This window comes from Kitasatospora sp. NPDC029312 (genome assembly GCF_055569215.1).
This window is the reverse complement of sequence record NZ_JBVHXY010000026.1, coordinates 79,962-94,728: the sequence shown is the minus strand read 5'-3', so window position 1 is coordinate 94,728 and position 14,767 is coordinate 79,962. Positions and strand designations below refer to the sequence as shown.

General features: G+C 75.6%; 13 protein-coding genes and 1 riboswitch. Of the genes, 9 read left to right on the top strand and 4 right to left on the bottom strand.

The window, feature by feature from the left end:
- The first annotated feature begins 338 nt into the window (after nt 1-338).
- Nucleotides 339-1,031, top strand: a complete 693-nt coding sequence (locus ACZ4WV_RS21980) for a phosphatidylserine decarboxylase (protein WP_465749183.1) — start codon at nt 339-341, stop codon at nt 1,029-1,031.
- Nucleotides 1,018-1,896, top strand: a complete 879-nt coding sequence (locus ACZ4WV_RS21975; RefSeq protein WP_392903669.1) for a CDP-alcohol phosphatidyltransferase family protein — start codon at nt 1,018-1,020, stop codon at nt 1,894-1,896. The genes ACZ4WV_RS21980 and ACZ4WV_RS21975 overlap by 14 nt, the downstream gene beginning before the upstream one ends.
- Before the next feature lie 147 nt (nt 1,897-2,043).
- On the opposite strand, the gene ACZ4WV_RS21970 is transcribed toward ACZ4WV_RS21975, so the two are convergent.
- The 3 genes from ACZ4WV_RS21970 to ACZ4WV_RS21960 all read right to left on the bottom strand — a co-directional run bounded on the left by ACZ4WV_RS21970 (nt 2,044) and on the right by ACZ4WV_RS21960 (nt 5,901).
- Nucleotides 2,044-3,375, bottom strand: coding sequence for a hypothetical protein (locus ACZ4WV_RS21970; protein ID WP_465749181.1), 1,332 nt, complete (start codon nt 3,373-3,375; stop codon nt 2,044-2,046).
- 584 nt (nt 3,376-3,959) lie between these two features.
- The gene (locus tag ACZ4WV_RS21965) at nt 3,960-5,090 is read right to left on the bottom strand and encodes an alpha/beta hydrolase (RefSeq protein WP_465749179.1); all 1,131 of its coding nucleotides are present in this window, start codon (nt 5,088-5,090) and stop codon (nt 3,960-3,962) included.
- Nucleotides 5,091-5,208: 118 nt separating this feature from the next.
- Nucleotides 5,209-5,901, bottom strand: a complete 693-nt coding sequence (locus ACZ4WV_RS21960) for a transcriptional regulator (protein ID WP_465749177.1) — start codon at nt 5,899-5,901, stop codon at nt 5,209-5,211.
- Nucleotides 5,902-6,098: 197 nt separating this feature from the next.
- A riboswitch (cobalamin riboswitch) is annotated at nt 6,099-6,227 on the top strand.
- A 99-nt stretch (nt 6,228-6,326) separates the two neighbouring features.
- Here ACZ4WV_RS21960 and ACZ4WV_RS21955 point away from each other — a divergent pair.
- From ACZ4WV_RS21955 to ACZ4WV_RS21925, 7 genes are all read left to right on the top strand, one after another.
- Nucleotides 6,327-7,289 carry a cobalamin biosynthesis protein gene (locus tag ACZ4WV_RS21955; protein WP_465749175.1) on the top strand — a complete coding sequence of 321 codons (963 nt, stop codon included), beginning with the start codon at nt 6,327-6,329 and terminating at the stop codon, nt 7,287-7,289.
- Nucleotides 7,286-8,824, top strand: a complete 1,539-nt coding sequence (locus ACZ4WV_RS21950) for a cobyric acid synthase (protein ID WP_465749173.1) — start codon at nt 7,286-7,288, stop codon at nt 8,822-8,824. The genes ACZ4WV_RS21955 and ACZ4WV_RS21950 overlap by 4 nt, the downstream gene beginning before the upstream one ends.
- The gene (locus ACZ4WV_RS21945) at nt 8,821-10,977 is read left to right on the top strand and encodes a putative cobaltochelatase (RefSeq protein ID WP_465749171.1); all 2,157 of its coding nucleotides are present in this window, start codon (nt 8,821-8,823) and stop codon (nt 10,975-10,977) included. The genes ACZ4WV_RS21950 and ACZ4WV_RS21945 overlap by 4 nt, the downstream gene beginning before the upstream one ends.
- Before the next feature lie 6 nt (nt 10,978-10,983).
- Nucleotides 10,984-11,589 carry a cob(I)yrinic acid a,c-diamide adenosyltransferase gene (cobO, locus tag ACZ4WV_RS21940; RefSeq protein ID WP_465749169.1) on the top strand — a complete coding sequence of 202 codons (606 nt, stop codon included), beginning with the start codon at nt 10,984-10,986 and terminating at the stop codon, nt 11,587-11,589.
- Nucleotides 11,590-11,593: 4 nt separating this feature from the next.
- Entirely contained in the window at nt 11,594-12,970 is a 1,377-nt protein-coding gene (locus ACZ4WV_RS21935) for a cobyrinate a,c-diamide synthase (protein ID WP_465749167.1), read from the top strand.
- A gap of 41 nt (nt 12,971-13,011) precedes the next feature.
- Nucleotides 13,012-13,554, top strand: coding sequence for a chloramphenicol phosphotransferase CPT (gene cpt, locus ACZ4WV_RS21930; RefSeq protein ID WP_465749165.1), 543 nt, complete (start codon nt 13,012-13,014; stop codon nt 13,552-13,554).
- 71 nt (nt 13,555-13,625) lie between these two features.
- On the top strand, nt 13,626-14,102 hold the full coding sequence (locus tag ACZ4WV_RS21925; RefSeq protein WP_465749163.1) for an OsmC family protein: 477 nt from the start codon (nt 13,626-13,628) through the stop codon (nt 14,100-14,102).
- A gap of 36 nt (nt 14,103-14,138) precedes the next feature.
- Here ACZ4WV_RS21925 and ACZ4WV_RS21920 read toward each other — a convergent pair whose 3' ends face one another.
- A complete protein-coding gene (locus ACZ4WV_RS21920; protein WP_465749161.1) occupies nt 14,139-14,741 on the bottom strand; it encodes a TetR/AcrR family transcriptional regulator in 603 nt (200 codons plus the stop codon).
- Nucleotides 14,742-14,767 lie beyond the last annotated feature (26 nt).

Genomic DNA, 14,767 nt, shown 5'->3' with positions numbered 1-14,767 from the left:
CCGCAGGGCGTACAGCTGCAGCGACGCGCCCTGCGGCCGCTTCCGTACACCCGCCGCCGGCCCCACGGCCCGTGTCCCCACCGGGTTCCGACCGCACGTTCGTTGAGACAAGAGTCACCAGCCCTGTCAGGTCCCTTGGGAACCGGACGAGGGCGAGCTACGGTCGTAGACACGGGGCGCGCGCACGCGCTCCCGCCGGACACATGAACGAGCAGGCGGGTTGCCCACCCACCGTGTGCTCCCGATAGCATCCACCGGGACAGCAAGCCGTCCCTCTATTACCGATTCCGCGGTGGCCCCCGTCCAGCGGCCATGATCCCCCGCGACAAAGGTCTTCGATGCCCATCAGCCCGTCCCCTCACACCTCCGTCACGGACCGCGATGCCCTCGCCGCCCCGACGGCCGGTCGGCGACCCCGCGTGACCATCGCGCGCGGAGCCACCCCCTGGTTCGTCCCCACCCTCGCCACGGCAGCCGTCACCACCGCCCTCACCCGGCGCAGCGGCACGTGGGCCCTGGCGGCGGTTCCGGCCTGTGCGCTCAGCGCGGGCATGCTGTGGTTCTTCCGCGACCCCGAGCGTGAGATCGGCACGGGCAGAGTGATCTCCCCCGCCGACGGCGTGGTGCAGAGCATCGACGCATGGCCGGACGGCCGCACCCGGATCGCGATCTTCATGAGCCCCCTCAACGTCCACGTCAACCGCGCGCCCCTGCCGGGCACGGTGACGTCGGTGGAGCACGTCGCGGGCGGCTTCGTACCGGCGTTCAACAAGGACAGCGACCAGAACGAGCGGGTCGTCTGGCACTTCGACACCGAGCTCGGCGACATCGAGATGGTGCAGATCGCGGGGGCCGTGGCCCGCCGCATCGTGCCGTACGTGGCCGCCGGAACCAAGGTCGAGCAGGGCGACCGGATCGGCCTGATCCGGTTCGGGTCCCGGGTCGACACCTACCTGCCGGCCGGCGTCGAGGTCGGCGTCGAAGTCGGCCAGAAGACCACAGCCGGGGTGACGCGCCTTGACCGTGACTGATCCTGAGACAATCGTCGGCCTGGACGACGAGGAGACGGCCCTGCGCCGTCGCCGCTGGGCGCGCGACCGCGAGCTGCGTGCCCCGCGCTCCCCGCAGCACCTGTCCACCGCCGACTTCCTCACCCTGGGGAACGCCGTCTGCGGCTTCCTGGCGATCTACTCGATCACCACCGGGGTGCTCGTCCCGCACATCACCAACCCGGACGCCGCTCCGGACCGGCACAGCGCCGCCACTGCGGTGACGCTGCTGCTGATCGGCTCGATGTGCGACCTCTTCGACGGACTGGTGGCGCGCAAGCTCCGCTCCTCCGCCCTCGGAGCGGAACTGGACAACCTGGCCGACCTGATCAGCTTCGGCATCGCGCCGGCCTACTTCGTCGCGGTCTGGGGGATGGTCTCCCAGGGCTCCAACACCAAGCTCTCGGCGCTGATCGCGCTGACGGTGCTGCTCGCGGTGGTCCTGCGGCTGGCCCGCTTCTCCGCCGTCAAGATGCGGCCCGGGGTGTTCCAGGGCATGCCCTGCCCGATGGGCGCCATGACGGTGATCGCCATCGTGCTGCTCGACCCGCCGTTCCTGCCCGGACTGCTCGCCATCTTCGGCGCCGCGTACCTCATGGTCAGCCGGATCGAGTACCCGAAGCCCCAGGGGCTGCTGGCCACCGCCACGCTCTGCTGGATCGTGGTCTCGATCGGCTGCCTGGCGGCCTGGGCCACCGGGCTGCCCGGCGGTGACACCCTGATGCACGTGGGTGCCTTCGCCCAGATCACGCTGGCGGCGATGGCGCCGCTGCTGGTCATCCGACGGAAGGTCGGCCAGAAGGTCGGCGACGTCCGCGCCCGGCGCGCGGAGTCGCGTCTCGGCTGAGGCCGACCGCCTCGACGAAGGGGAAGGTCCCGGAACCACCAGGTTCCGGGACCTTCCCCTTCGTCGTTCGTCGTGTCCGCTCGGTGTCCGCTCGGGCCGTTGCGTGCCGACAGCCGACCGGGCCGACTCCGGGAGTCCGCTTCGGGCTCAGGCGCCGCCGGTGTGGACGCTGAAGGCCGAGCGGCGGGCCGCCCGGGCCACGCCCGGGTCCGGGTGCACGCCCGAGACCGCCGTCAGCACCGAGGCCGCCCGCGGGTGGCCGGACTGCCGGGCCCGGGCGAACAGCCGCACCGGGTCTCCCGCCGAAGCCCCCTCCACGTGGCCGACCAGCAGCTCCGTCTCGCCGTGGTCCAGCACCGCGGCCGCGGTGTCCACCCACAGCCAGGCGGCGTCCTCGGCGCCCAGCACGTCCGCCGGGGAGACGCCCTCGTCCGAGCGCTCCGCCAGCCACAGCAGCGCGTACGGGCGCAGCACCGGCTCGTCCACCGCGGCTCGGACCGCCTGCTCGGCCGGTCCGCCGGCCACCCGCAGCGCCTCGAAGGCGAGCCCGCGCACCAGCGCGTCGTCGCCCTGGGCGGCCTCCAGCAGCTCGGCCACTGCGCGGTCCGCCGGACGGGCCGCCACCCAGGCGCGGAACTCGGCCCGGGCCGGGCCCGGCGAGTAGTCCGCGCAGGCGTTCAGCAGCTCGAAGGCGCTCTGCTCGATGTGCCCGGCCGCGGTCTGGGCGACCGTGCAGATCTCCTCCAGCTTCGCCCGGACCGCCCAGTGGCCCAGCGGGGACAGCTCGGCGGCGTCGTCCTTGCGCAGCACGGCGCCGACCGCCGCCAGGCCGTCCAGCATCCAGTCCAGGACGGCGGCCACGTCGGAGGCCGCGGCGGGGGTGTCGATCTGCGGCGCGCGGCAGGTGCCGCGGACGGCGGAGACGGCCGAGGCGGCGTGCGGCACGGGCGACAGGCCGGGGCCGCCGAGGGCGGCGCCGACCCGGCGCTCGTCCAGGCCGCGGCGCAGCAGCTCCAGCAGTTCGCTCTCGGCCACCGGGCCGTCCACCAGGTGCAGGAAGGACAGCAGTTGCGGGGCCTGGTCCACGGCCTGTCCGGCCAGGACGGCGAACACTCCGCGCAGCGCGGCGGGCGGCACCGGGGCGAGCAGCGTCCAGGCGTCGAACAGCCCGGACCAGCCGCGCACCACGGCCTCGTCGTCGTGCTCCCAGGCGTGCAGGCGCCAGCCGGGCCCGGCGCCGCCGTCGCGGGCCTCCACCAGGCCGACCAGCAGCGCCTGGCCCCAGGCCTTGGCGGCGGCGCCGACCGTCATGGCCAGCGCGCGGCCCGCCGCCCGGGCGTCCTCCGGGAGCAGTTCGCCGCGCTTGTCGACCTCGTCCAGCTCCCCGGCCCAGCGGGCGATCCGGACGGCGTCCACCAGCATCCGACGGGCCAGCGGCGCGAGCTCGGCCGGCGCGGGGAAGCCGTCCGGCACGGGCACCCGGCCCCGGCCGGGCGCCGGCGCGGGTCCTCGTCGCCGGGGTACACCGGCCCCGCCCGGCCTGCCACCGGCGGGCCGGTGGGCCGTACCGGGGAGACGGGTCACCGTCGCACCGGTACCGATCGTCGGCGGGAGCGGGGCATCACGGTCGCGCGGGTTCCGAGACGTCACGTCGAGCAGTCTTCCCCTTGCACCGGCCTTCTGTCACATCCGGTTGTCCGTACGACCGGGAGACCGGTGGCGGCACCTCCGCAAGACCGGGCAACAGAGGCAAACCGCCTGGCCGGAAACGTGTGGCGGGGTCATGCCAGGGTTGCGCAGGGGTGTCGCGGTACTCGTTCGGCCGGTCACGGTGCGTGGCGGAGCGGCGGGGTGCGGGCAGTCGCGACGGGTGGGATCCGGCCAGGCGGCATGTGCCGTCGGGCGGGGCGCTCGGCGTGGGAAGTCGGCCGGGCCGACTTCCCGTGCGCACATGGGGGGCGTGCGCAGAGGGTGCCGCCCGGACGAAACAGTCGAACAGGCTCCCGGCCGGGTGGGGTCCGCTTCACGCGTTCAGGGCGCGGGTCGGCTGGCCCCGGGTTGCTTCAGAGCAGCGGGGTGAGCCAGCGCCGGAGCAGTTCGGTGTAGTGGTCGGGGTCGGAGTTCCACAGCGCGGCGTGGTCCGCGCCCGGGAAGGTCTGCAGGTTGACCAGCTGGGGGCGGGCGGCGGCGAGGCGCTGGGCGGCGCTGAACGGGGCGGTCCGGTCGCTGGGGCTGTGCAGCACCAGGGCGGGCACGTGCAGGTCCGCGCCCTCGGCGAGGCGGGAGAAGTCGGCGAGGTCGACGCCGGTGCGGCCCCCGGCCGCGAGCGCCCCGAGTTCGGAGGCGGCACCGGTGAAACCGGCCCGCGCGGCGTCCCGGCGGGCCGAGGCGGGGAGGTCGAGGACGGGCGAGTCCAGGATCAGCCCGCTGACCGCGTTCGCCCAGGCGGAGCGGGCCGCCGTGTGCAGCACCATGGTCGCGCCCAGCGACCAGCCGTAGAGGATCACCCGTCCGGCGTCGCGGTCGAGCGCCAGCCGCACCGCCGACTCGACGTCGCGCCACTCGGTCGCGCCGAAGTGGCTGAAGCCGTCCGGGGAGGCGGGGGCGCCCTCGTCCCCGCGGTAGGTGACGGCCAGCACGGGCAGGCCGAGGCGGTCGAGCAGCGGCAGGACCGGCAGGGTCTGCTGGCGGTCGGCCTCCGTGCCGTGCACCAGGACCACCCAGGTGCCGCGCTTGCCTTCGAGGTGCCAGGCCGGGAGGGCGCCCAGCTCGCCGCGGGCGCTGGTCTCGGCGAAGGCGAGGCCGAGCGCCTCGGTGGGGTTGCCGAGCAGCACCCGGGGAGTGAAGCGGACCTCGGTGCCCGGCGTCAGGGTGCCCCGGTCCGCGCGGACCAGCCGCCGGGTGACGCCCCGCTCGTCGCTGTGCAGGATGTCCTCCACCACCGCGTGCCCGTGATCCGCCCACTCGACCGCCCAGCGGCCGCGCCGCAGGCTCTCCGGGCGACGGGTGAAGGTGACCCGCCCGGCGCCGAGGCTCTGCACCAGGATCGGGCCGCTCTCCTGCACGGCCGTCCCCGCGTCCGGCCCGGAGCCCGGTCGGACCATCCGCTCGGAGGCCCGGCGGCCGATCACCAGGACGGCGGCCCCGGCCCCCACGGCGGCGGCCGCCACCACGGCTGCGGTTCCCCAACGCATATCGTTCCCCGCTCTGCTTCACGGACCGGACGGTGTTCGTGCACCAGTTCACCGGGGCCCGGCACCCTCCGGCCACCGGACTGGTCCGTCCGGGGCACGAAAGGCCGAAAAACAACGGTCAGACGGGAATGATCGTCGGCTGCGCCGCGAGGAGCTCCCAGAAGCGCGGGGTGACGGGCACGGCGGGCGTGCGGGGCCCGCTGGGCATGCCCCAGTGGGCGGGGACGTGGTGCTCCTGGCTCAGGGCGACCACGACGGCGGTGAGCTCCTGCTCGGCGACGGGGACGAGCCGGGCGAGCGCGCGCAGGTGCGGCTGCCAGCGGCCCGCGACGCACTGGCGCAGCAGGCGGTCGAGCGCCTCGGCCCGGCCGGTGGCCTCGACCAGCTCGGTCAGCCGCAGGCCCAGCACCACGGCGAGGGCGTACGTCTGCTCCACGTCCCCGTCCCACCGGCCGGTCAGTTCGGCCTGCTGGTAGGTGGGCAGCAGCATGCCGACGCGTTCGGCGACCGTCTCCTGGGGGAGCTCCCGGGCGAGGCGGTGGTCCCGCAGACCGGTCGGGCGGGCGCCCATGAGATCGGCCGCGGAGCACCACAGGGCGCGGGCGAGGGCGATGAACTCGGCCTCGCCCGGGCGCAGCTCCCCGCGCTCCCAGGCGAGGACGTGGCCGGCCAGGAGCCGTACCCCGTGGGCGGCCATGCCCTCGGCGACCTGTTCGGGGGTCAGGCCGAGGCCGACCCGGTAGGTGCGAGCGGCCTCGGGCGAGAACGGCACCGGAAGCGGGGCGGCGGCGGGGGACTTTCTGCGGCGCATGGCACCGAACCGTAGGTGCGCCGCTCGGCGCGCCCCCAGCCCCCGAACGCACGAACCGCGGCTGACGGGCCCTTGGCCGCGCTGGTCGATCGCACAGTATGGAACCCCGCTCTCCGTGTGACCAACCCCTCCGTGACCTCGGTTGACGCGTGGATCAGCCGCGTGATGGGATCCTGGGGCCAAACGGAGGCATGGAGAGGAAGCCGGTGCGAGTCCGGCGCGGTCCCGCCACTGTCACCGGGGAGCACGCTCGGAAGATGCCACGGCGGCCCGTCAGAAGCTGCTGGAAGGCCCGGGGGTGCGTCCGACCCGGAAGCCAGGAGACTCTCGCCCCCGGTACGTCGATCCAGGGCGCGGACCCTGAGTGAGGACACCCACGCGATGCAGGCTGCCCCGCCCCGCCGGACCCCGAGCTGCCCGCCGCCGTGCGCCCGCTGACCCGCGCCACCGCCTTCGCGGTGGGCGCCGTCGCGGGCTACGCCGCCGACGCCCGCTTCGCCGACCCCCGCCGCGGCCACCCGGTCGCCCTCTTCGGCAGCGCCGCGGCCCGCCTGGAGCGGCGCCTGTGGCGCGACGACCGCGCGGCCGGGGCGGCGTACACGGCGCTGTGCGTGGGCGCGGTCGCGGCCGGCGCGCTCGCCCTGGACCGTACGGTCGGGCGGCGTCCGTCGGGCCGGGCGGCGCTGGCCGCGGCGGCCACCTGGACGGTGCTCGGCGGCACCTCGCTGACCCGGGAGGCCCGGACCATCGGACGTTCGCTCGCGGCAGGCGATCTGACGGCCGCGCGGGAGCGGCTGCCGCACCTGTGCGGGCGGGACCCGAGCGCGTTGGACGGCCAGCAGATCGCCCGGGCGGTGGTCGAGTCGGTGGCCGAGAACACCGCCGACGCCGTGGTGAACGCGCTGACCTGGGGCACCCTCGCGGGCACGCCCGGCCTGCTCGCCTTCCGCGCGGTGAACACCCTGGACGCGATGGTGGGCCACCGCTCGCCCCGCCACGCCCGCTTCGGCTGGGCCTCGGCCCGGCTGGACGACGTCGTGGGGTGGCCGGGCGCCCGGCTGACGGCGCTGCTGACGGTGGCCGCCGCCCCGGAGCCCCGGACGGCCTGGCGGATCTGGCGGCGCGACGGTTCCGCGCACCCGAGCCCGAACGCCGGTCAGGCCGAGTCGGCCTTCGCCGGCGCGGTGGGCGTACGGCTGGGCGGAACGCTGCGGTACGGCGAACGGCTGGAGCACCGCCCGGTCCTGGGCGCGGAGTTGCGGCCGGTGACGGTGGACGACATCGAGCGGGCCTGCACGCTGTCCCGGCGGGTGGGCGCGCTGGCCCTGGGTACGACGGTCGCGGGGCACGTCCTGCTGCGGCTCCTGGTGAAGAGGAGTGGGACATGACGAACGCGCTGCTGGTCGCCGGGACGACCTCGGACGCGGGCAAGAGCGTGGTGACGGCCGGGATCTGCCGCTGGCTGGCACGCCAGGGCGTGCGGGTCGCGCCGTTCAAGGCGCAGAACATGTCGCTGAACTCCTTCGTGACCGCCGACGGCGCCGAGATCGGCCGTGCCCAGGCGATGCAGGCGCAGGCCGCCCGGGTGGAGCCGGAGGCGGCGATGAACCCGGTGCTGCTCAAGCCGGGCGCGGACGGCCGCAGCCAGGTGGTGCTGCTCGGCCGGCCGGTCGCCGAGGTCGGCGCGCTGGACTACCGGGAGCGCAAGCCCGTCCTGCTGGAACGCGCCCTGGAGTGCCTGGCGGACCTGCGCCGCCGCTTCGAGGTGGTGGTGTGCGAGGGCGCCGGCTCGCCCGCCGAGATCAACCTGCGCGACCGGGACATCGCCAACATGGGCCTGGCCACGGCCGCCGGACTGCCCGTCGTGGTGGTGGGCGACATCGACCGCGGCGGGGTGTTCGCGGCGATGTACGGGACGCTGGCGCTGCTGTCGGCCGAGGACCAGAGGCACGTCGCGGGCTGGTTCGTCAACAAGTTCCGCGGCGACGCCCGGCTGCTGGCACCCGGTCTGGAGATGCTGCACGGGCTGACCGGCCGCCCGGTGCTGGGCACGCTGCCGATGCTGCCGGGCCTGTGGCTGGACGCCGAGGACTCGCTCGACCTGTCCACGGTGGTGGACCGGGTGGACGGCCGCGGGCCGCTCGGCGCGGACGTGCTGCGGGTCGCCGTGGTGCGCTTCCCCCGGCTGTCCAACTTCACCGACGTGGACGCGCTGGCGCAGGAGCCGGGCGTGCTGGTGCGCTGGGCGACCAGGCCGGAGGAGCTGGCCGACGCCGACCTGGTGGTGCTGCCCGGCACCCGGGCCACCGTGGCGGACCTCGCCTGGCTGCGCGGACGCTGCCTGGAGCCGGCCCTGAAGGCGCGGGCGGCGGCCGGGCTGCCGATCCTCGGGGTCTGCGGCGGGTACCAGATGCTGGCGCGCTCGATCGACGACGAGGTGGAGTCCGGGGCGGGGCTGGTCGACGGGCTCGGCCTGCTGCCGACCCGCGTGCGGTTCGGCCCCGCGAAGGTGCTCGCCCGGCCGGCCGGCGAGGCGTACGGGCAGCGCGTCGAGGGCTACGAGATCCACCACGGAATCGTCGCCGTCGAGGGCGGCGAGGCCTTCGTCTCCGACGGCCGAGGGCGGGGTCTGGACGGCTGCCGGGTCGGCCCGGTCTGGGGCACCACCTGGCACGGCGTGCTGGAGAACGACGGCTTCCGCCGTGAACTCCTGCGCGAGACCGCCGCCTTGGCCGGCCGGGCGTTCGTCCCGGCGCCGGACACCTGCTTCGCCGAGGCGCGCGAGGCTCGGCTGGACCGGCTGGGCGACCTGATCGAGGAGCACGCGGACACCGACGCGCTGTGGAAGCTGATCGAGGGCGGGGTGCCGGCGGCCGGATCGCTGCCGTTCCTGTCGCCCGGGGCACCTGGGAGTGACGCATGACTGACGTCCGCTATCCGTTCACCGCGATCGTCGGCATGGCCGACCTGCGGCTCGGGCTGCTGCTGAACGCGGTCTCCCCGGCCGTGGGCGGGGTGCTGGTGCGCGGCGAGAAGGGCACCGCGAAGTCCACCATGGTGCGCGCGCTGGCCGGGCTGCTGCCCTCCATCGCCACCGTGGACGGCTGCCGCTTCGCCTGCGACCCGGCCGCGCCCGACCCGCAGTGCCCGGACGGGCCGCACTCCGCCGCCACGGGCAGCGAACGGCCCTCCCAGCTGGTCGAGTTGCCGGTCGGCGTGGCCGAGGACCGGATCGTCGGCTCGCTCGACCTGGAGCGCGCCCTCGCCGAGGGCGTCAAGGCGTACGAGCCCGGACTGCTCGCCAAGGCGCACCGCGGCGTGCTCTACATCGACGAGGTGAACCTGCTCCAGGACCACGTGGTGGACCTGCTGCTGGACGCCGCCGCGATGGGCCGCTCGTACGTCGAGCGCGAGGGCGTGTCGGTGCGGCACGCGGCGCGCTTCCTGCTGGTCGGCACGATGAACCCGGAGGAGGGCGAGCTGCGGCCGCAGCTGCTCGACCGCTTCGGCCTCACCGTCGAGATCGCCGCCACCCGGGATCCGGCCGAGCGCGCCGAGGTGGTGCGGCGCCGGCTCGCGTACGACGCGGACCCGGCCGGCTTCGCGGCCCGGTTCGCCGCCCAGGAGCGCGAGCTCGCCGACCGCATCACCGCCGCCCGGGAGTTGCTGCCCAAGGTCGAGCTCGGCGATGTGGCGCTGCGGCAGATCACCGCCGTGTGCGCCGCGTTCGAGGTGGACGGGCTGCGCGCGGACATCGTGATGGCCCGCACGGCCGTCGCGCTGGCCGCCTGGGCGGGGCGGCTGGAGGTGCTGGAGGAGGACGTCCGCAAGGCCGCCCAGCTGGCCCTGCCGCACCGGCGCCGCCGCAACCCCTTCGACGCTCCGGGGCTGGACGAGGAGCAGTTGGACCGGACGCTGGAGGAGCACGCGCAGCCGGCGGAACCGGAGCCTGAGGGCGACGGACCGACGCCGGACGGGGACGGGGACGGCCCGGACGGCCCGGACGGCGGACCCGACGGCAGGGGTCCGGACGGCGGTCCTGACGGCGGCGGGCCGGACGGGGGCGGCCCCGACGGCGGCGGCCCCGACGGCGGCGGCCCCGACGGCGGCGGCGCGCCCGAGCCGTCCGACGACGGCGCCCCGGAGAGCTCCGCGACGGACGGCGACGACCAGCCGCGGCAGCCCGTCCCGGCCCAACACCCCGCCCCCGCCCGGGAAACGGCGCCGGTCGCGGCCGGCGAACCGTTCCGGACCCGGCTGTTCACCGTGCGGGGCACCGGCCACGGCGCCCAGGGCCGCCGCTCCCCCGCCGAGACCACCGGCGGGCACACCGTCCGCGCCCGGCGGCCGCAGGGCCCGCTGAGCCGGCTGCACCTGACCGCTACGCTCCAGGCCGCCGCGCCGCACCAGGTGGCGCGCGGGCGGAGCGGGCGGGCGCTGGTGCTGCACAAGGACGACTTCCGCGAACAGGTGCGCCAGGGGCGGGAGTCCAACCTGGTGCTGTTCGTCGTGGACGCCTCCGGGTCGATGGCCGCCCGGCAGCGGATGACCGCCGTCAAGGGAGCGGTGCTGTCCCTGCTGATGGACGCCTACCAGCGTCGCGACAAGATCGGCATGATCACCTTCCGCGGCGCCGGCGCCGAGCTGGCGCTGCCGCCCACCTCCTCCGTCGAGGTCGGCGCGGCCCGGCTGGAGTCGCTGCCGACCGGCGGCCGGACCCCGCTGGCCGAGGGCCTGCTGCGGGCGCACGAGGTGCTGCGGGTCGAGCGGCTGCGCGACCCGAACCGGCGCCCGCTGCTGGTCGTGGTGACCGACGGCCGGGCCACCGGCGGCGGGCGGGACGCGCTCGCCCGGTCGCAGCGCGCGGCCGCGCTGTTCGCCGCGCAGGGCACCGCGAGCGTGGTGCTGGACTGCGAGTCGGGGCCGGTCCGGCTGGGCCTGGCCCGCACCCTGGCCGGGCGGCTCGGCGGCAGCGCCGTCAGCCTGGACGAGCTGCGCGCCGAGGGCGTGGCTTCGCTCGTCCGCGACAGCCGCCCGGTGAACCGTTCGACCACTTCGATGCGAAAGGCGGCCTGAACCGACATGCCCAAGGGTGTCCCCGAGAGCGTTCCCGACGACGGCCTGACGACCCGCCAGCGCCGTACCCAGCCGATCACCGCGGTGCACACCGGCCCCGGCAAGGGCAAGTCCACGGCCGCGTTCGGCATGGCGCTGCGGGCCTGGAACCAGGGCTGGTCGATCGGGGTGTTCCAGTTCGTGAAGTCCGCCAAGTGGAAGGTCGGCGAGGAGAACGCGCTGCGCGTGCTCGGCGCCTCCGGCGAGGGCGGCACCGTCGACTGGCACAAGATGGGCTCCGGCTGGTCGTGGATCCAGCGCACCGCCGAGCAGGAGATGTCCAGCGAGGAGGCGGCCAAGGAGGGGTGGGAGCAGGTCAAGCGCGACCTCTCGGCCGAGACCTACCGCTTCTACGTGCTGGACGAGTTCACCTACCCGATGCACTGGGGGTGGATCGACCCCGAGGAGGTGGTCGCCGTCCTCGACGACCGCCCGGGCAGCCAGCACGTCGTCATCACCGGCCGGTACGCGCCCGAGCCGCTCACCGGATTCGCCGACCTGGTCACCGAGATGACCAAGGTCAAGCACCCCATGGACGCCGGCCGCAAGGGCCAGCGCGGTATCGAGTGGTAGAGCGTTGAGCACCGTCCCCCGTCTCGTCGTCGCCGCGCCCTCCTCCGGCGCCGGCAAGACCACCGTCGCCACCGGCCTGATCGCGGCGCTCGCCGCGCGCGGGCTGGCGGTGTCCCCGCACAAGGTCGGCCCGGACTACATCGACCCGGGCTACCACGCGCTCGCCGCCGGACGTCCGGGCCGCAACCTGGACGCCTTCCTGTGCGGGCCGGAGCGGATCGCACCGCTGTTCCTGCACGGCGCGGCGGGGACGGACGTCGCGGTGGTCGAGGGGGTCATGGGCCTGTTCGACGGGGCCTCCGGGCGCGGGGAGCTGGCGTCCACCGCGCACGTCGCCAAGCTGCTGCGGGCGCCCGTGGTGCTGGTCGTCGACGGCTCCTCGCAGTCCCGGTCGGTGGCCGCGCTGGTGCACGGCTTCGCCTCCTGGGACCCGCAGGTGCGGCTGGCCGGGGTGATCCTCAACCGGGTCGCCTCCGACCGGCACGAGCAGCTGCTGCGCGAGGCCCTGGAGGAGGGCTCCGGCGTCCCGGTGCTGGGCGCGCTGCGCCGCTCGACGGCGGTCGCCACGCCGTCCCGACACCTCGGGCTGATTCCGGCGGTGGAGCGCTCGGCGGAGGCGCTAAAGGCCGTCGCGGACATGGGCGAGCTGGTCGCCGCCTCGGTCGACCTCGACGCCCTGCTGGAACTCGCCCGCACGGCACCGGACCTGGACGCCGAGCCGTGGGACCCTTCGACCGAGGTCACACCGGTGGCCGGCCGGCCGCGGATCGCGGTGGCGGGCGGCGCCGCGTTCTCCTTCTCGTACGCCGAGAACGCCGAACTGCTCGGCGCGGCGGGCGCCGAGGTCGTCCCGTTCGACCCGCTGCACGCCTGCGCGCTGCCCGCGGACACCGCCGGGCTGGTCATCGGCGGCGGCTTCCCCGAGCTGTACGTGCGGGAGTTGAGCCGGAACACCGAACTGCGCGGCGCCATCGCGCGGTTCGCCGCCTCGGGCGGGCCGATCGCCGCCGAGTGCGCCGGACTGCTCTACCTAGGGCGGGAGTTGGACGGCCTGCCGATGTGCGGGGTGCTGGACACCGCCGCCCGGATGACCGAGCGGCTCACCCTCGGCTACCGCGAGGCCGTCGCCCTGCACGACTCCCCGCTCACCCGGGCCGGCACCCGGCTGCGCGGGCACGAGTTCCACCGGACGGTCTGCGACCCCGGCGCGGGCGAATACCCCGCCTGGGGCTGGCACCTGCCGACCGGGCCCCGCACCGAGGGTTTCGCGGGAGGCAACGTCCACGCCTCCTACCTGCACCTGCACTGGGCCGGCGCGCCCGCGCTGGCCTCCTCGTTCGCGGCCGCGGCCGCGGCCGCGGCGCACCGGGCGGGCCGGTAATTCCGGCTGCGCGCCGGCCGGCCTGTTCCTAGGATGCGCGCATGCACGTGATCGTCCTCAACGGGGGCTCCAGCTCCGGCAAGTCGAGCATCGCCCGCCGCCTCCAGGAGCTGCTGCCGGAGCCGTGGCTGCACCTGGGCGCGGACACCATGGTCTCCACGCTGCCGCCGCGCCTGCTGGGCGGCGGCGAGGGCATCGGCGGGCTCCAGGGCGGGGACGGCGCGGTGCAGGTCGGGCCGGTCTTCGCCGCGCTGGACGCCGCCTGGACGGCCGGAGTCGCCGCGATGGCCCGGGCCGGGGCGCGGATCGTGGTGGACGAGGTGTTCCTCGGCGGCCCCGCCTCGCAGCAGCGCTGGCGCTCCGCCCTGGAGGGCCTGGACGTGCTCTGGGTCGGCGTGCGCTGCGACCCGGCGGTGGCCGCGGCGCGGGAGGCCGCGCGCGGCGACAGGGCGGCCGGAATGGCCGCCGCGCAGGCCGAGTCGGTGCACCGGGGGGTCGCCTACGACCTGGTCGTGGACACCGCGCAGGCCTCGCCGGACGCCTGCGCCCGGCTGGTCCTCGCGCGGGCGGCGGGGCCGCGCTGAGCCTCGCGGAGCGGCGGCCTCCTGCGGTTGACTGGCCGCGACCGCAGTCCCTTCCAGTCGGAGGCACCCGCATGGCCAGGCAGCACACGTACACCGCCGAGATCAGCTGGACCGGCGACCGGGGCACCGGCACCAGCGACTACCGCTCCTACTCCCGCGACCACGAGGTGTCCGCCGAGGGCCTTCCGGTCATCCTCGGCTCGGCCGATCCCGCCTTCCGCGGCGACCCGGCCCGCTGGAACCCGGAGCAGCTGCTGCTCGCCGCGCTCTCCCAGTGCCACCTGCTGTCGTACCTGCACCAGTGCGCGGTGAACGGGGTCGTGGTGACCTCGTACGTCGACCGGCCGGTGGGCACCATGGCCGTGACGCCGGAGGGCGGGCACTTCACCTCGGTGGTGCTGCACCCGCGGATCGAGGTCGCCGAGGCGGGCATGACGGAGAAGGCACTCGCCCTGCACGCGGAGGCGCACCGGGGCTGCTTCATCGCCGGCTCGGTCAACTTCCCGGTGCGGCACGAGCCCGAGGTGACGGTCGCGGGCCGGGCGTAGCGGGCCCGCCCGAGGGCGCCGGGGCCGAATCCGCTCCTAGCCCTTCGCCGGTTCGCGGTCGAGCAGCGCGGCGACGTAGCCGGCCACCTCGTCGCGCAGCTCCTCCGGGGTCGGCACGTACCAGTGGCCGCTGCCCGCCGTGGAGTTGAACAGCACGCCGTCGCACCAGCGGATCAGCCGGCGGGCGTCGGCCGTCGGGTCGGTGGAGCCGGCGCGGGCGAGCAGGACGGCGGCGAGGTCGGTGAAGCCCGCGCCGAAGCGGTCGTAGACGGCGCGCAGTTCGGGCCTGCGGGTGGCCTCCAGGGCGAGCTCCAGCCGGGCCAGGGTGAGCCTGCGGCCGGTGGTGAGTGCCTGGTACAGCGCGTCGGCGCCGAGCTCGACCAGCAGCTCGCGTGCCGGGGCGGCGGGCGCGAGCCGCAGCCCCTCGGTGAAGGCCGGCTGGTCGGCGGTCTCCCGCTCGAGGATCCGGGTGAGCACAAGTTCGAGCAGGGCGGCCCTGGTCCGGGCGAGGTTGGAGGTCGAGCCGGCGGGCAGGCCGGACTCCTCGTCCACGGCGCGGTGGGTCAGCCCGCGCAGGCCGCGGTCGGCGAGCAGGTCGATGGCGGCGTCGGCGATCAGGGTCGGGCGCGCGGGTGTCATGGATCTGATCATGGCCTTTCGACGGT

Coding starts and splice junctions, on each gene's coding strand:
- ACZ4WV_RS21980 (WP_465749183.1), top strand. CDS start 339: ATGCCCATCAGCCCGTCCCCTCACACCTCCGTCACGGACCGCGATGCC.
- ACZ4WV_RS21950 (WP_465749173.1), top strand. CDS start 7,286: ATGACGAACGCGCTGCTGGTCGCCGGGACGACCTCGGACGCGGGCAAG.
- ACZ4WV_RS21925 (WP_465749163.1), top strand. CDS start 13,626: ATGGCCAGGCAGCACACGTACACCGCCGAGATCAGCTGGACCGGCGAC.
- cobO (WP_465749169.1), top strand. CDS start 10,984: ATGCCCAAGGGTGTCCCCGAGAGCGTTCCCGACGACGGCCTGACGACC.
- ACZ4WV_RS21945 (WP_465749171.1), top strand. CDS start 8,821: ATGACTGACGTCCGCTATCCGTTCACCGCGATCGTCGGCATGGCCGAC.
- cpt (WP_465749165.1), top strand. CDS start 13,012: ATGCACGTGATCGTCCTCAACGGGGGCTCCAGCTCCGGCAAGTCGAGC.
- ACZ4WV_RS21960 (WP_465749177.1), bottom strand. CDS start 5,901: ATGCGCCGCAGAAAGTCCCCCGCCGCCGCCCCGCTTCCGGTGCCGTTC.
- ACZ4WV_RS21965 (WP_465749179.1), bottom strand. CDS start 5,090: ATGCGTTGGGGAACCGCAGCCGTGGTGGCGGCCGCCGCCGTGGGGGCC.
- ACZ4WV_RS21920 (WP_465749161.1), bottom strand. CDS start 14,741: ATGACACCCGCGCGCCCGACCCTGATCGCCGACGCCGCCATCGACCTG.